Below are 20,912 nucleotides of genomic sequence, written 5' to 3'. Positions count from 1 at the left end.
CACGTGACCCACCATGGCTGAAATCAAGAACTATTCCCTGAACTTCGGACCGCAGCACCCTGCAGCGCATGGCGTGCTGCGCCTGGTGCTCGAGCTCGACGGCGAAGTGGTCCAGCGCGCCGATCCGCACATCGGCCTCTTGCACCGCGCCACCGAAAAGCTGGCCGAGCACAAGACCTACATCCAGTCGCTGCCCTACATGGACCGCCTGGACTACGTGTCGATGATGTGCAACGAGCATGCCTACTGCCTGGCCATCGAAAAGCTGATGGGCCTGGAAGTGCCCGAGCGCGCCCAGTACATCCGCGTGATGTTCTCCGAAATCACGCGCCTGCTGAACCACCTGATGTGGCTTGGCTCGCACGGCAACGATTGCGGCAGCTCCACCATCCTGATCTACACCTTTCGCGAGCGCGAAGACCTGTTCGACATGTACGAAGCCGTCTCCGGCGCGCGCATGCACGCGGCGTACTTCCGTCCGGGCGGCGTGTACCGCGACCTGCCGGACTCCATGCCGCAGTACAAGGTCAGCAAGATCAAGAACGCCAAGGCCCTGGAGGCCATGAACCAGAACCGCAAGGGTTCGCTGCTCGACTTCATCGATGACTTCACCAAGCGCTTCCCCGCCTGCGTGGACGAGTACGAGACCCTGCTCACCGACAACCGCATCTGGAAGCAGCGCACCGTGGGCATCGGCGTGGTGCCGCCCGAGCGCGCGCTGAACCTGGGCATGACCGGCCCCATGATTCGTGGCTCCGGCATTGCATGGGACCTGCGCAAGACCCAGCCCTACGACGTCTACGACCGCATGGACTTCGACGTGCCCGTGGGCAAGACGGGCGACTGCTATGACCGCTACCTCGTGCGCGTGCACGAAATGCGCGAGTCCAACCGCATCATCAAGCAGTGCGTGGACTGGCTGCGTGCCAACCCCGGCCCGGTCATCACCGACAACCACAAGGTGGCTGCGCCCGACCGCGAATCCATGAAGTCCAACATGGAAGAGCTGATCCACCATTTCAAGCTGTTCACCGAGGGCTTTCACGTGCCCGAAGGCGAAGCCTATGCCGCCGTAGAGCACCCCAAGGGCGAATTCGGCATCTACCTGGTCAGCGATGGTGCCAACAAGCCCTACCGCCTGAAGATCCGTGCGCCCGGCTTTGCGCACCTGGCCACGCTCGACGAGATGGCCCGCGGCCACATGATTGCCGACGCCGTGGCCATCATCGGCACCATGGATATCGTGTTCGGGGAGATTGACCGATGAGTACGACCGAATCGAAGAACCTGACCGCTGGCGCCGCCGCCATCACCGAGGCGACGCTTGCCCGTTTTGCGCGCGAAGTCGCCAAGTACCCGCCCGAGCAGAAGCAGTCGGCCGTGATGGCCTGCCTGGCCATCGTGCAGCAGGAGCAGGGCTGGGTCAGCGTGAACAGCGAGGCCGTGATCGCCGACTACCTGGGCATGGCCCAGATCGCGGTGCATGAAGTCACCACGTTCTACAACATGTACAACCAGCAGCCGACGGGCAAGTACAAGCTCAACGTCTGCACCAACCTGCCTTGCCAGCTGCGCGACGGCCAGAAGGCGCTGCACCACCTCGAGAAGAAGCTCGGCGTGACCATGGGCGAGACCACGCCGGACGGCCTGTTCACGCTGCAGCAGTGCGAATGTCTGGGCGCCTGCGCCGATGCGCCCGTGATGCTGGTCAACGACCGCACCATGTGCAGCTTCATGGACAACGACAAGCTCGACCAGCTGGTTGACGGCCTCAAGGCTGCGGAAGGACAAGCATGACCACCGCCGCACATATCCTCTCGCAGTTCCAGGCCACGGGCGTGCAGACCTGCTTCCACGACCGCCACATCAACCCGCAGATCGTTGCGGGCCTCGACGGCACGAACTGGGGCATCAAGGACTACGAAGCGCGCGGCGGCTACGAAGCGCTGCGCAAGATCCTGGCACAGGGTGAAGGCGCAGGCCTCACCCAGGACCAGGTGATCGCCACCGTCAAGGAATCGGGCCTGCGCGGCCGCGGCGGCGCAGGCTTCCCCACCGGCCTCAAGTGGAGCTTCATGCCCCGCTCGTTCCCCGGCCAGAAGTACCTCGTGTGCAACTCCGACGAAGGCGAGCCAGGCACCTGCAAGGACCGTGACATCCTGCAGTTCAACCCGCACATCGTCATCGAAGGCATGATCATCGCGGCCTACGCGATGGGCATCTCCGTGGGCTACAACTACATCCACGGCGAAATCTTCCAGACCTACGACCGCTTCGAAGAAGCGCTCGAAGAGGCGCGCGCCGCCGGCTACCTGGGCGACAAGATCCTGGGCAGCAACTTCAGCTTCCAGCTGCATGCGGCGCACGGCTTTGGCGCCTACATCTGCGGCGAAGAGACCGCGCTGCTCGAATCGCTCGAAGGCAAGAAGGGCCAGCCGCGCTTCAAGCCGCCGTTTCCGGCCAGCTTCGGCCTGTACGGCAAGCCCACCACCATCAACAACACCGAGACCTTCGCGGCCGTGCCGTGGATCATCCGCAATGGTGGCCAGGCCTACCTCGAGTGCGGCAAGCCCAACAATGGCGGCACCAAGATCTTCTCGGTCTCGGGCGACGTGGAAAAGCCCGGCAACTACGAAGTGCCCATGGGCACGCCGTTTGCCAAGCTGCTCGAACTCGCTGGTGGCGTGCGCAAGGGCCGCCAGCTCAAGGCGGTGATTCCCGGCGGGTCGTCCTCGCCAGTGCTGCCGGCGTCCGTCATCATGGAATGCACGATGGACTACGACTCCATCGCCAAGGCCGGCTCCATGCTGGGTTCGGGCGCCGTCATCGTGATGGACGACTCCCGCAGCATGGTCGAGAGCCTGCTGCGCTTGTCCTATTTCTACTCGCACGAATCCTGTGGCCAGTGCACGCCGTGCCGCGAAGGCACGGGCTGGATGTGGCGCGTGATCGACCGGATCCAGCACGGCCAGGGGCGCGATGGCGACCTGAACCTGCTCAATTCGGTGGCAGACAACATCCAGGGGCGCACCATCTGCGCACTGGGTGACGCAGCGGCCATGCCGGTGCGCGCCATGATCAAGCACTTCCGTCCGGAATTCGAAGCGCTGATCCGCCAAGAGAAGACCCCCCAGGCTTCCGCCTCCGCCTGATCCCGAGAAACGCATATGGTTGAAATCGAACTCGACGGGCAGAAGGTAGAAGTCGCCGAAGGCTGCATGGTGATGCATGCAGCCGAAAAGGCCGGCACCTACATTCCCCATTTCTGTTACCACAAGAAGCTGTCCATTGCCGCCAACTGCCGCATGTGCCTGGTGGACGTGGAAAAGGCACCCAAGCCTATGCCCGCCTGCGCCACGCCGGTGACGCAGGGCATGATCGTGCGCACCAAGAGCGACAAGGCCATCAAGGCCCAGCAGTCGGTCATGGAATTCCTGCTCATCAACCACCCGCTGGACTGCCCCATCTGCGACCAGGGCGGTGAATGCCAGCTGCAGGATCTGGCCGTGGGCTATGGCGGTTCCTCCTCGCGCTACGAGGAAGAAAAGCGCGTGGTCTTCCAGAAGGACGTGGGCCCGCTGATCTCCATGCAGGAGATGAGTCGCTGCATCCACTGCACCCGCTGCGTGCGCTTCGGCCAGGAAGTGGCCGGCGTGATGGAGCTCGGGATGATCCACCGGGGCGAGCACTCCGAGATCACCACCGTGGTGGGCGATACGATCGACTCCGAGCTGTCGGGCAACATGATCGACATCTGCCCCGTGGGCGCGCTCACCAGCAAGCCGTTCCGCTACAGCGCCCGCACCTGGGAACTGTCGCGCCGTCGCTCGGTCAGCCCGCACGACTCCACCGGTGCCAACCTCATCGTTCAGGTCAAGAACCACAAGGTCATGCGCGTGGTGCCGTTCGAGAACGAAGCCGTCAACGAGTGCTGGATCGCCGACCGCGACCGCTTCTCGTACGAGTCGCTCAACAGCGACGAACGCCTGACAGAGCCCATGCTCAAGCAAGGCGGTGTCTGGAAGACCGTCGACTGGCAGACCGCGCTCGAGTACGTGGCCAATGGCCTCAAGAACATCAAGGCCGACCACGGTGCCAACAGCATCGGCGCCCTGGTCAGCCCGCACAGCACGCTCGAAGAGCTGTACCTGGCCTCCGCCCTGGTGCGCGGCCTGGGCAGCGACAGCATCGACTACCGCCTGCGCAACGCCGAATTCGCGGCGCCCGAAGGCATCCGCTGGCTCGGCACTTCCATCGCCTCCCTGTCCACGCTGCAGCGCGTGCTGGTGGTGGGCTCCAACCTGCGCAAGGACCATCCACTGTTCGCCCTGCGCGTGCGCCTTGCCGTGCGCCACGGTGCCCAACTGAGCGTGGTCGACTCCTCGGTGGGCGACTGGGCCATGCCCATCAAGCACCAACTGCTGCAGAACGCCAGCCAGTGGGTGCAAGCCCTTGGCTCCATCGCCTCGGCCATCGCCCAGGAAAAGAACGTCGCTGCCCCCCAGGGTGCAGCCGAAGCCTCCGAGGCCAGCCTGGCCATCGCCCGCTCGCTGCTGGGTGGTGAACGCAAGGCCGTGCTGCTGGGCAACGCTGCTGCGCACCACGGCCAGGCCACAGCGCTGCTTGCGCTGGCCAACTGGATCGGCGAGCAGACCGGCGCCACCGTCGGCTACCTCACCGAAGCCGCCAACACCGTGGGTGCCCAGTTCGCTGGCGCCCACCCCGTGGGCAGCGGCCTGAACGCAGGCCAGATGCTGGCCGGCGGCCTCAAGGCCGTGCTGCTGCTCAACACCGAACCCGCGTTCGACGCGGCCAACGGTGCCCAGGCCAGCGCCGCCATCGGCCAGGCGCAGATGGTTGTGACCCTGAGCCCCTTCAAGGCCAACATGGACATCAGCGACGTGCTGCTGCCCATCGCGCCGTTCACCGAAACCTCGGGCAGCTTCGTCAACGCCGAAGGGCGCCTGCAGAGCTTCCACGCCGTGGTGCGCCCGCTGGGCGACACTCGCCCCGCCTGGAAGGTGCTGCGCGTGCTGGCCAACGTGCTCGGCGTGCCGGGCTTCGACTTCGAGACCTCGCAGGACGTGCTGGCCCGTGCCACCAAAGCCCCGGCGGGCCAACTGGCCATGCTGGCGGCCGAGCAACTGTCCAACGCCGTGGGCCACCCGCCCGCAGCAGGTGCGGCCAGCGTGGCCGAGCCCGCAGTCGCTTCGATTTACCAGCTCGATGGCCTGGTGCGCCGCGCCACCTCGCTGCAATTGACAGCCGATGCCCGCATGGCGGCCGGTGAAGGAGTGGCGGCATGATCGACGCGCTGTACAACGGCGGGCTGAACCTCCTGCCCTTCGCCTGGTGGACGGGCGCGGCCTGGCCCGTGCTGTGGATCCTGCTCAAGATCGTCGTGATCGTCGCGCCCCTGATGGGCGCGGTGGCCTACCTCACGCTGTGGGAGCGCAAGCTCCTCGGTTTCATGCAGGTGCGCCATGGCCCCAACCGCGTGGGCCCCATGGGCCTGCTGCAGCCGCTGGCCGACGGCCTGAAGCTGATGACCAAGGAAATCATCCAGCCTGCGGCCGCCAGCAAGGGCCTGTTCGTGCTGGGTCCGCTCATGGCCATCATGCCGGCTCTGGCTGCCTGGGTGGCGATCCCGTTTGGTCCCGATGTGGCGCTGGCCAACGTCAATGCCGGCCTGCTGCTGGTGATGGCGATTACCTCCATCGAAGTCTATGGCGTGATCATCGCCGGCTGGGCATCGAACTCCAAGTACGCCTTCCTGGGCGCGCTGCGCGCCTCGGCACAGATGGTGAGCTATGAAATCGCCATGGGCTTTTGCTTCCTGGTGGTGATCATGGTGTCGGGCAGCATGAACCTGACCGAGATCGTGATGTCCCAGTCCCGCGGCATGGCCGCCAACATGGGGCTGAGTTTCCTGTCTTGGAACTGGCTGCCGCTGCTGCCGATCTTTCTGGTGTACCTGATCTCCGGTGTGGCCGAAACCAACCGCCACCCCTTCGACGTGGTCGAAGGCGAAGCCGAAATCGTGGCCGGCCACATGGTCGAGTACTCGGGCATGGGCTTCGCGGTCTTCTTCCTGGCCGAATACGCCAGCATGTGGCTGGTGTCCATCCTGGCGGCGCTGATGTTCCTGGGCGGCTGGCTGTCGCCCATCGACAGCGTGCTGTTCAACTGGATTCCAGGCTGGATCTGGCTGGGCATCAAGACCTTCGTCGTGGTGTCCATGTTCATCTGGATCCGCGCCACCTTCCCGCGCTTTCGCTATGACCAGATCATGCGCCTGGGCTGGAAGATCTTCATTCCGGTCACCCTGGTGTGGCTGCTCATCGTCGGCGGGTGGTTGCTCTCGCCGTGGAACATCTGGAAATAAGCGGGGACACACATGACTGCTGTTGCTGCTGCTGCACCTTTCTCGTTCAAGGATTTCTTCAAGAGCTTCATGCTCGTGGAGCTGCTCAAGGGCATGGCCCTGACGGGCCGCTATGCGTTTCGCCGCAAGGTGACCGTGCAGTTCCCCGAAGAGAAGACACCCTTGTCGCCGCGCTTTCGCGGCCTGCATGCCCTGCGCCGTTACGACAACGGCGAAGAGCGCTGCATCGCCTGCAAGCTGTGCGAGGCCGTGTGCCCCGCCATGGCCATCACCATCGAGTCCGAAGTGCGGGATGACGGTTCGCGCCGCACCACGCGCTACGACATCGACCTGACCAAGTGCATCTTCTGCGGCTTCTGCGAAGAAAGCTGCCCGGTCGATTCGATCGTCGAGACGCACATCTTCGAATACCACGGCGAAAAGCGTGGCGACCTGTACTTCACCAAGGACATGCTCCTGGCCGTTGGTGACCGGTACGAGGGTGAGATTGCTGCAGCCAAGGCTGCGGACGCCAAGTACCGCTGAGCGGTCGCGATCCCATCCATCCCGTCGCCAGACTTTCTATAAAGACCTGATTCATGGACGCCAAGACTGGTTTCTTCTACCTTTTCTCGGTCGTGCTGCTGTTTGCAGCCTTCCGGGTGATCACCGCGCGCAACCCCGTGCACGCGGTGCTGTACCTCATCCTGGCTTTTTCGCAGGCGGCGGCCGTGTGGCTGCTGCTCAAGGCCGAGTTCCTGGCCATCGCCCTGGTGCTGGTGTACCTGGGCGCGGTGATGGTGCTGTTCCTGTTCGTGGTGATGATGCTGGACATCCACATCGACACCGTGCGCAAGGGCTTCTGGAAGCATTTCCCGCTCGCTGCCTTCGTGGGCGCCCTGATCGCGCTGGAAATGGCCGCCGTGCTGATGGGGGGCTTCCGCGGCATGGAAGAACCCAAGGCCACCGCGGTGGTGCTCGATGCCGCCGGCAAGGTGGTGCAGTACTCCAACACCAAGGAACTGGGCAAGCTGCTGTACACCCAGTACCTGTACCCCGTGGAAATCGCGGCCGTGATCCTGCTGGTGGCCATGATCGCCGCCATCGCCCTGACCCTGCGCCAGCGCAAGGACAGCAAGGCCATCAACCCATCCCAGCAGATCCGCGTGCGCGCCAAGGACCGCCTGGAAGTGGTGAAGGTCACCGCCACGCAAAAGCCGGCACCCGAAGTGCCGGCCGAGCCCGCCGCCGAGGAGAAGAAGCCATGACATTGACCCTGGGACATTTTCTTTCGCTGGGCGCGATGCTGTTTGCGCTGGCGGTGATCGGCATCTTCCTGAACCGCAAGAACCTGATCGTGCTGCTCATGGCCATCGAGCTGATGCTGCTGGCGGTCAACATGAACTTCGTGGCGTTCTCGCACTACCTGGGTGACATGCACGGACAGGTGTTCGTGTTCTTCATCCTGACGGTGGCCGCAGCCGAGTCGGCCATCGGCCTGGCCATTCTGGTGCTGCTGTTCCGCAACAAGTCCAGCATCAACGCGGAAGACCTCAACACCCTCAAGGGCTGATGAGCCACCCGTATTCCCAAGGTTCTCAAGAATGAGTCAAACCCTCTCTGCTTCGACGCTCCTGGCCGTGCCCCTGGCACCGCTGGCGGGCGCACTGCTGGCCGGCATCTTCGGCACGACCTTCGGCGGCAACTGGATCGGCCGCCGGCTGAGCCACACCCTGACCATCCTGGGCGTGCTCGTGGCCTTCGTGCTGTCGGCCATGACGCTCAAGAGCGTGGCGGTCGACGGCGCGCGCTTCAACGAGACGCTCTACACCTGGATGGTGGTGGGCGGCCTGAAGATGGAGGTGGGCTTTCTGGTGGACAGCCTCACGGCCATGATGATGGTGGTGGTGACCTTCGTGTCGCTGATGGTGCACATCTACACCATCGGCTACATGGAAGAGGACGAGGGCTACAACCGCTTCTTCTCGTACATCTCGCTGTTCACGTTCTCCATGCTCATGCTGGTCATGAGCAACAACCTGCTGCAGCTGTTCTTCGGCTGGGAGGCGGTGGGCCTGGTGTCCTACCTGCTGATCGGCTTCTGGTTCAACAAGCCCACGGCCATCTTCGCCAACATGAAGGCCTTTCTGGTCAACCGCGTGGGTGACTTCGGCTTCATTCTGGGCATCGGCCTGATCGCTGCCTACACGGGCACGCTCAACTACAGCGAGATCTTCGCCAAGTCGGGTGAGCTCGGCGGCCTGGCCTTCCCCGGCACCGACTGGCTGCTGATCACCGTGATCTGCATCTGCCTGTTCATTGGCGCCATGGGCAAGTCGGCCCAGTTCCCGCTGCACGTGTGGCTGCCCGACTCGATGGAAGGCCCGACCCCCATCTCGGCACTGATCCACGCGGCCACCATGGTGACCGCCGGTATCTTCATGGTCTCGCGCATGTCGCCGCTGTTCGAGCTGTCGGACACCGCGCTCAACTTCATCCTGATCATCGGTTCCATCACGGCGCTGTTCATGGGTTTCCTGGGCATCATCCAGAACGACATCAAGCGCGTGGTGGCCTACTCCACGCTGTCGCAGCTCGGTTACATGACCGTGGCCCTGGGCGCATCGGCCTACTCGGTGGCCGTGTTCCACCTGATGACGCACGCCTTCTTCAAGGCACTGCTGTTCCTCGGCGCCGGCTCGGTCATCATGGGCATGCACCACAACCAGGACATCCGATGGATGGGTGGCGTGCGCAAGTACATGCCCATCACCTGGATCACCTCGCTGCTGGGTTCGCTGGCGCTGATCGGCACCCCCCTGTTCGCGGGCTTCTACTCCAAGGACAGCATCATCGAGGCGGTGCACTTCAGCCACCTGCCGGCCGCGCACTTTGCCCACTTCGCGGTGCTGGCCGGTGTGTTCGTCACCGCGTTCTACTCGTTCCGCATGTACTTCCTGGTCTTCCATGGCAAGGAACGCTACGACCAGAACCCCGATGCACACCACGGTGCGCACCACGACGACCATGGCCACGGCCATGGCGAGCACCACGATCCGCACGAGTCCCCGTGGGTGGTGACGGTGCCGCTGGTGCTGCTGGCGATTCCTTCGGTGGTGGTGGGCTTCCTGTTCATCCAGCCCATGCTGTTCGGCGACTTCTTCAAGGACGTGATCTTTGTCGATGCGGCCAAGCATCCCGCCATGGCCAAGCTGGCCGAAATCTTCCACGGCCCCGTGGCCATGGCCGTGCACGGCCTGCAGACGGCGCCGTTCTGGCTGGCCGTGGCCGGTGTGGCACTGTCGTATTACATGTACATGGTGAACCCGGCGCTGCCGACAGCCATCAAGCGCATGTGCATGCCGATCTACACGCTGTTCGAGAACAAGTACTACCTCGACTGGTTCAACGAGAACGTCCTGGCGCGCGGCGCGCGTGCTCTGGGTACCGGCCTGTGGAAGGGCGGCGACCAGGCCATCATCGACGGTGCGCTGGTCAATGGCTCGTGGAAGCTGGTGCGCGGCGTCTCCGGCATGGTGCGCTGGGTGCAGACGGGCTTCATCTTCCACTATGCCCTGGTGATGATCCTGGGTGTGTTTGCCCTGATGACGTGGTTCGTCTGGGGCGATTTCTTCATGCAGCTCATCAAGAAATAAGGAAAAGAACAAAATGGGTCTGTTGAGTCTTGCAATCTGGGTGCCGATTGCCTTCGGCGCGCTGCTGCTCGCGGTTGGCCGCGATGAGCATGCCCCCGCCGTGCGCTGGTTGGCCCTGCTCGGGTCGGTGATCGGTTTCCTGGTCACCATTCCTCTGTACCAGGGCTTCAAGCTCGGTACGGCGGCCATGCAGTTCGTCGAAAAAGCCGAGTGGATCGAGCGCTTCAACGTGCACTACCACCTGGGCGTGGACGGCATCTCCTTCTGGTTCGTGCCGCTCACGGCCTTCATCACGGTGATCGTGGTGATCGCCTCGTGGGAGGCCATCACCGAGCGTGTGAACCAGTACATGGGCGCGTTCCTGATCCTCTCGGGCCTGATGATCGGCGTGTTCAGTGCGCTCGACGGCATCCTGTTCTACGTGTTCTTCGAGGCCACGCTGATCCCGATGTACCTGATCATCGGTATCTGGGGCGGCCCGAACAAGATCTACGCGGCGTTCAAGTTCTTTCTGTACACGCTGCTCGGCTCGCTGTTGATGCTGATCGCGCTGATCTTCCTGTACAACCAGTCCGGCGGCAGCTTCGACATCGCCACCTGGCACCAACTGCCCCTGAGCTCCACGGCCCAGACCCTGCTGTTCTTCGCCTTCTTCGCCGCCTTCGCGGTGAAGGTGCCGATGTTCCCGTTCCACACCTGGCTGCCCGACGTGCACGTGGAAGCGCCTACCGGCGGCTCCGCCGTGCTGGCCGCCATCATGCTCAAGCTCGGTGCCTACGGCTTCCTGCGCTTCTCGATGCCCATCGCCCCCGATGCCGCACGCGAGTGGGCCTGGCTGATGATCACGCTGTCGCTGATCGCCGTGATCTACGTCGGCCTGGTGGCCATGGTCCAGAAGGACATGAAGAAGCTGGTGGCCTACTCGTCCGTGGCGCACATGGGCTTCGTGACCCTGGGCTTCTTCATCTTCAATGACCTGGGTGTCTCCGGTGGCCTGGTGCAGATGATTGCCCACGGCTTCGTCTCGGGCGCGATGTTCCTGTCCATCGGCGTGCTGTACGACCGCGTGCACTCCCGAGAGATCGCGGCCTACGGCGGCGTGGTCAACACCATGCCCAACTTCACGGCCTTTGCGCTGCTGTTCGCCATGGCCAACTGCGGCCTGCCGGGCACGGCCGGGTTCGTGGGCGAGTGGATGGTAATCCTGGGTGCGGTCAAGGCCAACTTCTGGATCGGCATGGCGGCTTCCACGGCGCTGATCTTCGGCGCCGCCTATACCTTGTGGATGTTCAAGCGCGTGTACCTGGGCCCTGTGGCCAACGACCACGTCAAGGAACTCACCGACATCAACAGCCGCGAATTCCTCGTGATGGCGCTGCTGGCGATTGCCGTGCTGGCCATGGGCCTGTACCCGCGTCCCTTCACGGACGTGATGGACACTTCGGTCGCGGAACTGCTCAAGCATGTCGCACTGTCGAAGCTGAACTGACCAGACTGAACTGAGAGATTCGAGATGATTGACAACATCAGCTGGCTTGCGATTTACCCCGAGATTGTTCTCCTGGTCATGGGCTGCGTCATTGCGCTGGTCGACCTGGGTGTGCACAGCCCCCGCCGCACGGCCACCTACGTGCTGACCATGCTCACGCTGGCCCTGGTGGCCGGCCTGCAGGCCATGTACGCCAGCACCGGCAGCACCTTCTACGGCTTTGGCAACATGGTGGTTAGCGACTCCATGGGCAACTGGCTCAAGTGCTTCGCCACCGTGGCCGTGATGGTCACCCTGGTCTATGGCCGCCCCTACGCGGCCGACCGCGACATGATGCGCGGCGGCGAGCTGTTCACTCTGTCGATCTTCGCCCTCCTGGGCATGTTCATCATGATCTCGGGCAACAACTTCCTGATGATCTACCTGGGCCTGGAGCTCTTGACCCTGTCGAGCTACGCCCTGGTGGCCCTGCGCCGCGACAACGCCACCGCTACCGAAGCGGCGATGAAGTATTTCGTGCTCGGCGCCATGGCCAGCGGCTTCCTGCTGTACGGCCTGTCCATGGTCTACGGTGCCACCGGTTCGCTGGACATCGGCCAGGTGTTCAAGGCCGTCAACTCCGGCCAAATCCGCCACCAGGTGCTGGTGTTCGGCCTGGTGTTCGTGGTGGCGGGCCTGGCCTTCAAGCTCGGTGTGGTGCCTTTCCACATGTGGATCCCCGACGTCTACCAGGGTGCCCCCACGGCCGTCACGCTGCTGATCGGTGGCGCGCCCAAGCTGGCCGCGTTCGCCATCACCATCCGCTTGCTGGTGGACGGGCTGCTGCCGCTGGCCATCGACTGGCAGCAGATGCTCGCGGTGCTGGCCATCGGTTCGCTGCTGGTGGGCAACCTCGCAGCCATCGCACAGACCAACCTCAAGCGCATGCTGGCCTACTCGACTATCTCGCAGATGGGCTTCGTGCTGCTGGGCCTGATGTCGGGCGTGGTCAACGGCAACGTCGAAGCCGCTGCCGTCGAGAACGCCTACAGTGCCTCGATGTTCTATGTGGTGAGCTACGTGCTGACCACGCTGGCCGCCTTCGGCGTGATCCTGCTGCTGGCCCGCGAAGGCTTCGAGAGCGAAGAGATCGCTGACTTCGCCGGCTTGAACCAGCGCAGTCCGCTGTACGCCGCCGTGATGGCCGTGTGCCTGTTCTCCATGGCCGGTATCCCGCCCATGGTCGGCTTCTACGCCAAGCTGTCGGTGCTGCAGGCGCTCGTTGCGTCTGGCCAGGCCGCCTACATCGCCATGGCGGTGTTCGCGGTCGTCATGTCGCTGATCGGCGCCTTCTACTACCTGCGCGTCGTCAAGGTCATGTACTTCGACGCCCCGCTGACTGCCACCAGTGTTTCCGCCCCCGTGGACGTGCGCGTGGTGCTGACCATCAACGGCGCCCTGGTGCTGGGGCTCGGCCTGCTGCCCGGTGGCCTGATGGCGCTGTGCGCCGAGGCCGTCGTGCGCGCCCTGGCTACCTGACCGACCGGCCGGAGCGAACCCGTGTCCCTGACCGGTTCCGTCTGGCTGGTGATCGTGGCGGCCCTCATCGCCGCCAACCTGCCCTTTGTCAACCAGCGCTGGCTGGTGGTGGGGCCGGTGGCGCAGCCCAAGAAGGGCCTGCCCGTGCGCATCGCAGAACTCGTGCTGGCGTATTTTCTGGTGGGTGGCCTGGCGCTGCTGCTGGAGCGCCGGGCGGGGCAGATCGCGCCCCAGGGCTGGGAGTTCTACGCCATCACCGGCACCATGTTCCTCACGCTGGCCTTCCCCGGCTTCGTCTACCGCTACCTGCTGCGCCGCCACGGCTAGGCAGGGGTCGTAGTCCTTTCTTTTTCCTCACGCGCCTCCTCGACCATGAAAGTGCTCGACCTGCACTGCCACGAGGGCCATGTCTTCGAAGGCTGGTTTGCATCGGAGGACGATTTCCAGAGCCAGAACCAGCGCGGCCTCGTGCAATGCCCCTGGTGCGGCGATTCCAGCATCTCCAAGCGCCTGAGTGCGCCGCGCCTGAACCTGGGCGCCAAGCCGCCGGCCGTGCCATCGGCCAAGCCGGCGGCAGCCCCTGGCGGTCAGGAGTCCGTGGCCTTGCCCCCGGCCCTGCAGGCCGCCTGGCTGGAGCTGGCGCGCAAGATCGCCGCCAACACCGAGGATGTGGGCAACCGCTTCGCCGACGAGGCCCGCCGCATGCACCACGGCGAGACCGAGGAGCGCGCCATCCGTGGCCAGGCCACGCCCGACGAGGCCGCCCAACTGCTCGATGAAGGCATTGCCGTGCTGCCGCTGCCCTTGCCGGCGGCGGCCAAGGAAACCCTGCACTGAATTTGCGCGTGGGCAGGGCAGGGGGACTACGTTGGCCTCTGCTCAGGCCGTGAACTGCAGCGCCGCCAGCCGCGCGTAGATGCCATTGACGGCCAGCAGGCCGGCATGCGTGCCTTGCTCCACGATGCGGCCATGCTCCAGCACCACGATGCGGTCGGCGTTCTGCACGGTGGCCAGGCGGTGGGCGATCACGAGCGTGGTGCGCTGGCCGGTGTGGCGCTGCATGGCGGTGTCCAGGGCGGCCTGAACCATGCGCTCGCTTTCTGCGTCCAGGGCGCTGGTGGCCTCGTCGAGCAGCAGCAGCGGCGGGTTCTTGAGCATGGCGCGGGCGATGGCGATGCGCTGGCGTTGCCCGCCTGAGAGGCGCACGCCGCGCTCGCCCAGGAAGGTGCCATAGCCCTCGGGCAATGCCATCAGGAAGTCATGGGCGAATGCCGAGCGTGCGGCGGCCATCACTTCCTCGTCGGTGGCGTTTGGGCGCCCGTAGCGGATGTTCTCCATCGCCGATGACGAGAAGATCACCGCATCCTGCGGCACCACGCCCACATGCGATCGCAGCTCGGTCAGCGACATGGAGCGGATGTCCGTGCCGTTCAGCCGGATGGCGCCCCGCAGCTGGCGGCCATGCTCAGCATCCACGTCATAAAAGCGCTGCAGCAACTGGAACACCGTGGTCTTGCCCGCACCGCTGGCGCCCACCAGGGCCACGGTCTCGCCCGCAGCCAATTGCAGGTTGAAGTCGTGCAGGGCCGGCTGGTCCGGGCGCGAGGGGTAGTGGAAGTCCACCTGGTCGAAGTCCACGGCCAGGCCCCTGCCGGTACCGGGCAGGGCCACGGGCGCGGCAGGCTCGGCCACGGGGGAGCGGCTGCCCAGCAGTTCCATCAGCCGTTCGGTGGCGCCCGCGGCGCGCAACAGGTCGCCATACACCTCGCCCAGCACGGCCACGGAGCCTGCCAGCAGGACCACGTAGACGACGGTCTGCCCCAGGTGCCCGGCCGTCATCTGGCCGGCCAGCACCGCCTGCGTGCCCTGGTACAGGCCCCACAGCAGAAGGGCGGCGTTGGCGATGATGATGAAGGCCACCAGCACCGCGCGCGCCAGGGTGCGGCGCACGGCCACGTGGAAGGCGTTTTCGTTGGCCTGCGTGAAGCGCTGCGCCTCGCGCGGCTCGGCCGTGTAGCTCTGCACCACGGGGATGGCGTTGAGCACCTCGGCCGCGATGGCACTCGAATCGGCCACGCGGTCCTGGCTGTCGCGCGAGAGACGCCGTACGCGCCGCCCGATCCACATGGTGGGCACCACCACCAGCACGATGGCCAGCAGTACCCACGACATCACATAGGGGTTGGTCCACACCAGCATGGCCAGCGCGCCTATGCCCATCACCGCGTTGCGCAGCCCCATGGACAGGGACGAGCCCACCACCGTCTGCACCAGCGTGGTGTCGGCCGTCAGGCGCGAGAGCACCTCGCCGGTCTGCGTGGTTTCGAAGAACTGCGGGCTCTGCTGCAGCACATGACCATACACCGCATTGCGCAGGTCGGCCGTCACGCGCTCGCCCAGCCAGCTCACCATGTAGAAGCGCCCGGCCGAAAACACGCCGAGCGCAATGGCCACGGCGAACAGCGCCTCGAAGTGGTCGCGCAGCGCCATGGCCTGCTCGCCCTTGTCGGCATGGACCAGGCCACCATCGACGAGCGTGCGCAGCGCGATGGGAAACGCCAGCGTGGCCAGCGCCGCCAGCACCAGAAAGACGCCCGAGAGGGCGATGCGCCCGCTGTACGGACGCAGGAACGGCAGCAGGCCGCTCAGGGAGCGCGGCGCACCGCGGGCTGGGGATGTGGAGGGAGATGCCATGCGCGCAGTGTAGGGGGCCGGGCGATTGCGTGCGCCGATGGGGCCGTTGCCAACCTGTGCGGGTGGATACATGTCCCGACGGGCCCACGACCCCCCACCAGTCAGTAAAAAGTCAGCACTCCAGCGGCCATGCGGCAGTGGCGGCCCAAGGTGCGGAAACCGGATTGGCGAGCCATGTTCCAGAGGCGGCATTCGGGTATACGCGCATGCCCTGGGCGCGCCGCGCGCCGCTTCGCACTGTCACCTAGGCGTTTATACATAGGCATTAGTCCCAGTATCTGCGCATGGGCTCAGCCGCATACCATGCGTTGCAACAAATAAGCATGCATGGAGACCTTGTTGCAAGGCTCTTCCACCCTGCACACAACGGAGCAGCCAAGGCGCAATGAGCGACGTCATCCTCGAAACCACCAGCCTGACCAAAGAGTTCAAGGGCTTCACCGCAGTCAGCGATGTGAACCTGGCCGTGCGCCGGGGTTCCATCCATGCGCTGATCGGCCCCAATGGCGCAGGCAAGACCACGTGCTTCAACCTGCTGACCAAGTTCCTGGAACCCACGTCGGGCGTCATCCGCTTCAACGGCCATGACATCACGCGCGAGCAGCCCGCGCAGATCGCCCGGCGCGGTGTCATCCGCTCGTTCCAGATATCGGCCGTGTTCCCGCACCTCACACTGATGGAGAACGTGCGCCTGGGCCTGCAGCGCAAGCTCGGCACATCCTTCCACTTCTGGCGCAGCGAGCGCAGCCTGCACCAGCTCGACGACCGGGCCATGCAGCTGCTGACCGAGGTCGGCCTGGCCGACATTGCCGACGAAGTCACCGTGAACCTGCCCTACGGCCGCAAGCGTGCGCTGGAGATCGCCACCACGCTGGCCATGGAGCCCGAACTGATGCTGCTCGACGAGCCCACCCAGGGCATGGGCCACGAAGACGTGGACCGCGTCACCCAGCTCATCAAGAAGGTCTCGGCCGGCCGCACCATCCTCATGGTGGAGCACAACATGAAGGTCGTCTCCACCATTGCCGACCGCATCACCGTGCTGCAGCGCGGCGCCGTGCTGGCCGAAGGGCCGTATGCCGAGGTCTCCAGCAACCCCCAGGTGATGGAAGCCTACATGGGCACCACCGACGGCCAACTGCAGGGAGCCCACTGATGGCTGGCACCCCCGCACTCGAAATCAAGGGCCTCGAAGCCTGGTACGGCGAATCGCACGTGCTGCACGGCGTGGACATCGTCGTGCAGCCCGGCGAAGTCGTGACCCTGCTGGGCCGCAATGGCGCCGGCCGCACCACCACCATGCGCGCCATCATGGGCCTCACGGGCGCTCGCAAGGGCTCCGTCAAGATCCATGGCGTGGAAACCGTGAACATGGCCACGCACCGCATCGCCCACCTGGGCGTGGGCTACTGCCCGGAAGAGCGTGGCATCTTCTCCAGCCTCTCGTGCGAGGAGAACCTGCTGCTGCCCCCGCAGCTCAAGACCGGCACGCCCGGCATGTCGGTGCAGGAGATCTATGCCATGTTCCCCAACCTGGCCGAGCGCAAGAACAGCCAGGGCACGCGCCTGTCGGGCGGCGAGCAGCAGATGCTGGCCGTGGCCCGCATCCTGCGCACCGGCGCCAAGCTGCTGCTGCTCGACGAGATCTCCGAAGGCCTGGCGCCCGTGATCGTGCAGGCCCTGGCCCGCATGATCACCATGCTGCGCGAGAAGGGCTACACGGTGGTCATGGTGGAGCAGAACTTCCGCTTTGCCGCGCCGCTGGCCGACCGTTTCTACGTCATGGAGCATGGCCGCATCGTCGAGAAGTTCGGCGCTGCCGAGCTCGAAGCCAAGATGCCGGTGCTCACCGAGCTGCTGGGCGTCTGACCCGACGGCAGCAGCAGCACCCGCTCCCATCCTCTTCACCACCACCCACCCACAGGAGACAAAACCATGAAGAACCAACTCAAAGTGCTGGCCTTGATGCTCGGCGCAGCAGGTCTTGCGACGTCGGCCGCACACGCGCAGGACAAGGTCAAGATCGGTTTCATCACCGACATGTCCAGCCTGTACGCGGACGTGGAAGGCAAGAATGGCGCGCTGGCCATCCAGATGGCCATCGACGACTTCGGCGGCAAGGTGCTGGGCATGCCCATCGAGCTGATGAGCGCCGACCACCAGAACAAGGCCGACATCGCCGCCTCCAAGGCGCGCGAGTGGATCGACACCCAGGGCCTGACGATGATCTTCGGCGGCACCAACTCCGGCACGGCCCTGGCCACGGCCAAGGTGGCGTCCGAGAAGAAGCGCGTCTACATCAACAACGGCGCGGCCAGCTCGGCGCTGACCAACGAGCAGTGCTCGCCCTACACCGTGCACTATGCCTATGACACCGTGGCGCTGGCCAAGGGCACGGGCTCGGCCATCGTCGATACCGGCGGCAAGAGCTGGTACTTTCTGACCGCCGACTACGCCTTCGGCCACGCGCTCGAAGCCGACACCACCACCGTGGTCAAGGCCAAGGGCGGCAACGTGGTGGGTGCCGTGCGCCACCCGCTCAATGCGTCGGACTTCTCCTCCTTCCTGCTGCAGGCGCAGAACTCCAAGGCCCAGATCCTGGGCCTGGCCAACGCCGGCGGCGACACCATCAACGCCATCAAGGCCGCCAAGGAATTCGGCATCGGCAAGACCATGAAGCTCGCTGGCCTGCTGATCTTCATCAGCGACGTGCACAGCCTGGGCCTGCGCAACACCGAAGGCCTGCAGTTCACCACCAGCTGGTACTGGGACCTGAACGACGACACGCGCAAGTTCGCGGCCCGCTTCTTCGAGAAGACCAAGCGCATGCCGACCGAAATCCAGGCCGCCGACTACTCGGCCACGATGAACTACCTCAAGGCCGTGGAAGCCGCCAAGAGCATCGATGCCGACAAGGTCATGGCCACCTGGCGCGGCATGAAGATGAACGACTTCTTCGGTTCGGGCCAGTTGCGTGCCGATGGCCGCTACGTGCACGACATGTACCTGATGGAAGTCAAGAAGCCTTCGGAATCCACCAAGCCATGGGACTACTACAAGCTGGTCAAGAAGCTGCCCGGCGACACGGTGTTCACCACCAAGGCCGAGAGCAAGTGCCCGCTCTGGAAGTAAGCCCCCGTCCACTGACCTGATCCACTTCGCACCTCCTGCCGCCTTCGCCCATGGAAATCTTTGGTGTCTCATTGCCAGGCCTGTTGAGCCAGCTCCTTCTGGGGCTGGTCAACGGATCCTTTTATGCAATCCTCAGCCTGGGGCTGGCCGTGATCTTCGGCCTGCTCAACGTCATCAACTTTGCGCATGGAGCGCTGTTCATGACCGGGGCACTGATCACCTGGATGGCCATGAACTACCTGGGCCTCGGCTACTGGTGGATGCTGTTGCTGGCGCCGCTGGTGGTGGGGGTGTTCGGGGTGGTGATCGAGCGGCTCTTGCTGCGCTGGATCTACAAGCTCGACCACCTGTACGGGCTGCTGCTCACGCTGGGCCTCACGCTGCTGATCGAAGGGGTGTTCCGCTCGATCTACGGCGTGTCGGGCCTGGGCTATGACACGCCCGAGCTGCTCGAAGGCGCGACCAACCTCGGCTTCATGATCCTGCCCAACTACCGGGCCTGGGTGGTGGTGGCCTCGGTGGTCGTGTGCCTGGCCACCTGGTACGTGATCGAAAAGACCAAGCTCGGCGCCTACCTGCGCGCCGGCACCGAGAACCCGCGCCTGGTGGAAGCCTTCGGCATCAACGTGCCGGTGATGGTGACCCTGACCTACGCCTTCGGCGCTGCCCTGGCCGCATTTGCCGGCGTGCTCGCCGCGCCGGTCTACCAGGTCACGCCGCTGATGGGGCAGAACCTGATCATCGTGGTCTTCGCCGTGGTGGTGATCGGCGGCATGGGCTCCATCATGGGCTCCATTCTGACCGGGCTGGGCCTGGGCGTCATCGAAGGCTTCACCAAGGTGTTCTACCCCGAGGCTTCTTCCACCGTGGTGTTCGTCATCATGGTCATCGTTCTCCTCATCCGCCCCGCCGGCCTGTTCGGCAAAGAAAAATAAGCAGGGGCCGCTCGCATGAATCTCAAGAACCTTGCCCCCATCGGCTACGGCCTGCTGCTGCTCGCCTTGATCGCCGCGCCCTTCCTGGGGGCCTACCCTGTCTTCGTGATGAAGCTCATGTGCTTTGCACTGTTCGCTTCCGCCTTCAACCTGCTGCTCGGGTTCACCGGCCTGCTGTCCTTCGGCCATGCGGCCTTCCTGGGTGGCGCGGCCTACGTCGCTGGCCATGCCATCAAGGTCTGGGGCCTGACGCCCGAGATCGGCCTGCTGCTGGGCACGGCCGGCGGCGCGCTGCTGGGCCTGCTCTTCGGCTGGCTTGCCATCCGCCGCCAGGGCATCTATTTCTCGATGATCACCCTGGCCCTCGCGCAGATGCTGTTCTTCGCTTGCCTGCAGGCCCCGTTCACCGGTGGTGAGGACGGTCTGCAGGGCGTGCCGCGCGGCAAGCTGTTCGGCATCATCAGCCTGCAGAGCGATCTGGTGATGTACTACGTGGCGCTGGTCATCGTGGTGCTGGCCTTTCTGGTCATCGTGCGCACCATCCACTCGCCGTTCGGGCAGGTGCTCAAGGGCATCAAGGAGAACGAGCCGCGTGCCATCTCCCTGGGGTATGACACGCACCGCTTCAAGCTGCTGGCCTTTGTTCTCTCGGCCGCCCTGGCCGGGTTGGCGGGTTCGCTCAAGACCCTGGTCCTGGGCTTTGCCACGTTGTCCGATGTGCATTGGACCGCGTCGGGGCAGGTGATTCTGATGACCCTCGTGGGCGGGCTCGGGACGCTGTCCGGGCCGCTGATCGGGTCGGCTGTGGTGGTGATGCTGGAGAACAAGATTGGCGAGTTCGGTAACTTGCTGGCTGCGCTGACCAGCGTGGAATGGTTCAAGACGTTGGGTGAGTCGGTCACCATGGTCACCGGTTTGATTTTTGTGATCTGTGTGTTGTTGTTCCGGCGCGGGATCATGGGGGAGATCATTGCCTGGCTGGCTGCTCGGCGGTCTGCGGGTTCGCGGCACTGAGGTTCTTGTTGCCCCTATGCCTTTGTTGAGGGCGGAGGCCGGGTCTCGGCCCGGCGGCCGAGGGACATTCGACGGGCTGGGGCTTTGGTGATGGCGTGCCTGTGCGTGGT

General features: G+C 64.6%; 19 protein-coding genes. 18 read left to right on the top strand and 1 reads right to left on the bottom strand.

The features are described 5' to 3' along the window. Positions 1-13 precede the first annotated feature (13 nt). From QYL93_RS30370 to QYL93_RS30310, 13 genes are read left to right on the top strand one after another with little or no spacing between them, the layout of a single operon-like run. Entirely contained in the window at positions 14-1,267 is a 1,254-nt protein-coding gene (locus QYL93_RS30370; protein ID WP_305747165.1) for an NADH-quinone oxidoreductase subunit D, read from the top strand. After that, positions 1,264-1,797 carry an NADH-quinone oxidoreductase subunit NuoE gene (gene nuoE, locus QYL93_RS30365; protein WP_305747164.1) on the top strand — a complete coding sequence of 178 codons (534 nt, stop codon included), beginning with the start codon at positions 1,264-1,266 and terminating at the stop codon, positions 1,795-1,797. The genes QYL93_RS30370 and nuoE overlap by 4 nt, the downstream gene beginning before the upstream one ends. Continuing rightward, complete coding sequence (gene nuoF / locus QYL93_RS30360; protein WP_305747163.1) at positions 1,794-3,152, top strand: NADH-quinone oxidoreductase subunit NuoF; 1,359 nt, start codon at positions 1,794-1,796, stop codon at positions 3,150-3,152. Before nuoE ends, nuoF begins: the two co-directional genes overlap by 4 nt. 15 nt (positions 3,153-3,167) lie before the next feature. Then, on the top strand, positions 3,168-5,306 hold the full coding sequence (gene nuoG, locus QYL93_RS30355; RefSeq protein WP_305747162.1) for an NADH-quinone oxidoreductase subunit NuoG: 2,139 nt from the start codon (positions 3,168-3,170) through the stop codon (positions 5,304-5,306). Beyond that, positions 5,303-6,385 carry an NADH-quinone oxidoreductase subunit NuoH gene (nuoH, locus tag QYL93_RS30350; RefSeq protein ID WP_057267899.1) on the top strand — a complete coding sequence of 361 codons (1,083 nt, stop codon included), beginning with the start codon at positions 5,303-5,305 and terminating at the stop codon, positions 6,383-6,385. The genes nuoG and nuoH overlap by 4 nt, the downstream gene beginning before the upstream one ends. A 12-nt stretch (positions 6,386-6,397) precedes the next feature. Next, positions 6,398-6,910, top strand: a complete 513-nt coding sequence (gene nuoI / locus QYL93_RS30345) for an NADH-quinone oxidoreductase subunit NuoI (protein WP_057202184.1) — start codon at positions 6,398-6,400, stop codon at positions 6,908-6,910. Positions 6,911-6,963: 53 nt separating this feature from the next. Beyond that, on the top strand, positions 6,964-7,632 hold the full coding sequence (locus tag QYL93_RS30340; RefSeq protein WP_305747161.1) for an NADH-quinone oxidoreductase subunit J: 669 nt from the start codon (positions 6,964-6,966) through the stop codon (positions 7,630-7,632). Further along, positions 7,629-7,937 (top strand): NADH-quinone oxidoreductase subunit NuoK, encoded by a 309-nt coding sequence (gene nuoK / locus QYL93_RS30335; protein ID WP_005793248.1) that lies wholly within the window; start codon positions 7,629-7,631, stop codon positions 7,935-7,937. Before QYL93_RS30340 ends, nuoK begins: the two co-directional genes overlap by 4 nt. 31 nt (positions 7,938-7,968) lie before the next feature. Further along, a complete protein-coding gene (nuoL, locus tag QYL93_RS30330; RefSeq protein ID WP_305747160.1) occupies positions 7,969-10,020 on the top strand; it encodes an NADH-quinone oxidoreductase subunit L in 2,052 nt (683 codons plus the stop codon). Positions 10,021-10,033: 13 nt separating this feature from the next. Continuing rightward, positions 10,034-11,509, top strand: coding sequence for an NADH-quinone oxidoreductase subunit M (locus QYL93_RS30325; protein WP_305747159.1), 1,476 nt, complete (start codon positions 10,034-10,036; stop codon positions 11,507-11,509). Between the two features lie 24 nt (positions 11,510-11,533). Further along, the gene (nuoN, locus tag QYL93_RS30320; RefSeq protein WP_305747158.1) at positions 11,534-13,027 is read left to right on the top strand and encodes an NADH-quinone oxidoreductase subunit NuoN; all 1,494 of its coding nucleotides are present in this window, start codon (positions 11,534-11,536) and stop codon (positions 13,025-13,027) included. A gap of 21 nt (positions 13,028-13,048) precedes the next feature. Further along, positions 13,049-13,354, top strand: a complete 306-nt coding sequence (locus QYL93_RS30315) for a DUF2818 family protein (RefSeq protein WP_305747157.1) — start codon at positions 13,049-13,051, stop codon at positions 13,352-13,354. A 45-nt stretch (positions 13,355-13,399) separates the two neighbouring features. Then, entirely contained in the window at positions 13,400-13,864 is a 465-nt protein-coding gene (locus QYL93_RS30310; RefSeq protein ID WP_305747156.1) for a DUF1178 family protein, read from the top strand. Between the two features lie 42 nt (positions 13,865-13,906). On the opposite strand, the gene QYL93_RS30305 is transcribed toward QYL93_RS30310, so the two are convergent. After that, positions 13,907-15,721, bottom strand: coding sequence for an ABC transporter transmembrane domain-containing protein (locus QYL93_RS30305; RefSeq protein ID WP_305747155.1), 1,815 nt, complete (start codon positions 15,719-15,721; stop codon positions 13,907-13,909). Positions 15,722-16,106: 385 nt separating this feature from the next. Between QYL93_RS30305 and QYL93_RS30300 the strand changes: the two genes are divergently transcribed. The 5 genes from QYL93_RS30300 (at position 16,107) to QYL93_RS30280 (ending at position 20,802) form a co-directional block, all read left to right on the top strand. Next, positions 16,107-16,877 (top strand): ABC transporter ATP-binding protein, encoded by a 771-nt coding sequence (locus tag QYL93_RS30300; protein ID WP_057202192.1) that lies wholly within the window; start codon positions 16,107-16,109, stop codon positions 16,875-16,877. Next, complete coding sequence (locus tag QYL93_RS30295) at positions 16,877-17,590, top strand: ABC transporter ATP-binding protein (RefSeq protein WP_179681525.1); 714 nt, start codon at positions 16,877-16,879, stop codon at positions 17,588-17,590. The genes QYL93_RS30300 and QYL93_RS30295 overlap by 1 nt, the downstream gene beginning before the upstream one ends. A gap of 66 nt (positions 17,591-17,656) precedes the next feature. Continuing rightward, a complete protein-coding gene (locus QYL93_RS30290) occupies positions 17,657-18,853 on the top strand; it encodes an ABC transporter substrate-binding protein (protein ID WP_305747154.1) in 1,197 nt (398 codons plus the stop codon). Between the two features lie 50 nt (positions 18,854-18,903). Continuing rightward, positions 18,904-19,788, top strand: coding sequence for a branched-chain amino acid ABC transporter permease (locus QYL93_RS30285; RefSeq protein ID WP_057202195.1), 885 nt, complete (start codon positions 18,904-18,906; stop codon positions 19,786-19,788). Between the two features lie 15 nt (positions 19,789-19,803). After that, positions 19,804-20,802: a branched-chain amino acid ABC transporter permease gene (locus QYL93_RS30280; protein ID WP_305747153.1), complete on the top strand. Its 999-nt coding sequence runs from the start codon at positions 19,804-19,806 to the stop codon at positions 20,800-20,802. Positions 20,803-20,912: the final 110 nt, after the last annotated feature.

Origin of the sequence: Acidovorax sp. A1169 (assembly GCF_030704685.1) — a bacterium.
GTDB lineage: Bacteria > Pseudomonadota > Gammaproteobacteria > Burkholderiales > Burkholderiaceae_C > Acidovorax.
This window is presented reverse-complemented; position numbering and strand designations above follow the sequence as displayed.

What these genes read in the sequence shown, in the direction of transcription:
- QYL93_RS30370 (WP_305747165.1), top strand. Translation starts at nt 14, where the DNA reads ATGGCTGAAATCAAGAACTATTCCCTGAACTTCGGACCGCAGCACCCT.
- nuoE (WP_305747164.1), top strand. Translation starts at nt 1,264, where the DNA reads ATGAGTACGACCGAATCGAAGAACCTGACCGCTGGCGCCGCCGCCATC.
- nuoF (WP_305747163.1), top strand. Translation starts at nt 1,794, where the DNA reads ATGACCACCGCCGCACATATCCTCTCGCAGTTCCAGGCCACGGGCGTG.
- nuoG (WP_305747162.1), top strand. Translation starts at nt 3,168, where the DNA reads ATGGTTGAAATCGAACTCGACGGGCAGAAGGTAGAAGTCGCCGAAGGC.
- nuoH (WP_057267899.1), top strand. Translation starts at nt 5,303, where the DNA reads ATGATCGACGCGCTGTACAACGGCGGGCTGAACCTCCTGCCCTTCGCC.
- nuoI (WP_057202184.1), top strand. Translation starts at nt 6,398, where the DNA reads ATGACTGCTGTTGCTGCTGCTGCACCTTTCTCGTTCAAGGATTTCTTC.
- QYL93_RS30340 (WP_305747161.1), top strand. Translation starts at nt 6,964, where the DNA reads ATGGACGCCAAGACTGGTTTCTTCTACCTTTTCTCGGTCGTGCTGCTG.
- nuoK (WP_005793248.1), top strand. Translation starts at nt 7,629, where the DNA reads ATGACATTGACCCTGGGACATTTTCTTTCGCTGGGCGCGATGCTGTTT.
- nuoL (WP_305747160.1), top strand. Translation starts at nt 7,969, where the DNA reads ATGAGTCAAACCCTCTCTGCTTCGACGCTCCTGGCCGTGCCCCTGGCA.
- QYL93_RS30325 (WP_305747159.1), top strand. Translation starts at nt 10,034, where the DNA reads ATGGGTCTGTTGAGTCTTGCAATCTGGGTGCCGATTGCCTTCGGCGCG.
- nuoN (WP_305747158.1), top strand. Translation starts at nt 11,534, where the DNA reads ATGATTGACAACATCAGCTGGCTTGCGATTTACCCCGAGATTGTTCTC.
- QYL93_RS30310 (WP_305747156.1), top strand. Translation starts at nt 13,400, where the DNA reads ATGAAAGTGCTCGACCTGCACTGCCACGAGGGCCATGTCTTCGAAGGC.
- QYL93_RS30305 (WP_305747155.1), bottom strand. Translation starts at nt 15,721, where the DNA reads ATGGCATCTCCCTCCACATCCCCAGCCCGCGGTGCGCCGCGCTCCCTG.
- QYL93_RS30300 (WP_057202192.1), top strand. Translation starts at nt 16,107, where the DNA reads ATGAGCGACGTCATCCTCGAAACCACCAGCCTGACCAAAGAGTTCAAG.
- QYL93_RS30295 (WP_179681525.1), top strand. Translation starts at nt 16,877, where the DNA reads ATGGCTGGCACCCCCGCACTCGAAATCAAGGGCCTCGAAGCCTGGTAC.
- QYL93_RS30290 (WP_305747154.1), top strand. Translation starts at nt 17,657, where the DNA reads ATGAAGAACCAACTCAAAGTGCTGGCCTTGATGCTCGGCGCAGCAGGT.
- QYL93_RS30285 (WP_057202195.1), top strand. Translation starts at nt 18,904, where the DNA reads ATGGAAATCTTTGGTGTCTCATTGCCAGGCCTGTTGAGCCAGCTCCTT.
- QYL93_RS30280 (WP_305747153.1), top strand. Translation starts at nt 19,804, where the DNA reads ATGAATCTCAAGAACCTTGCCCCCATCGGCTACGGCCTGCTGCTGCTC.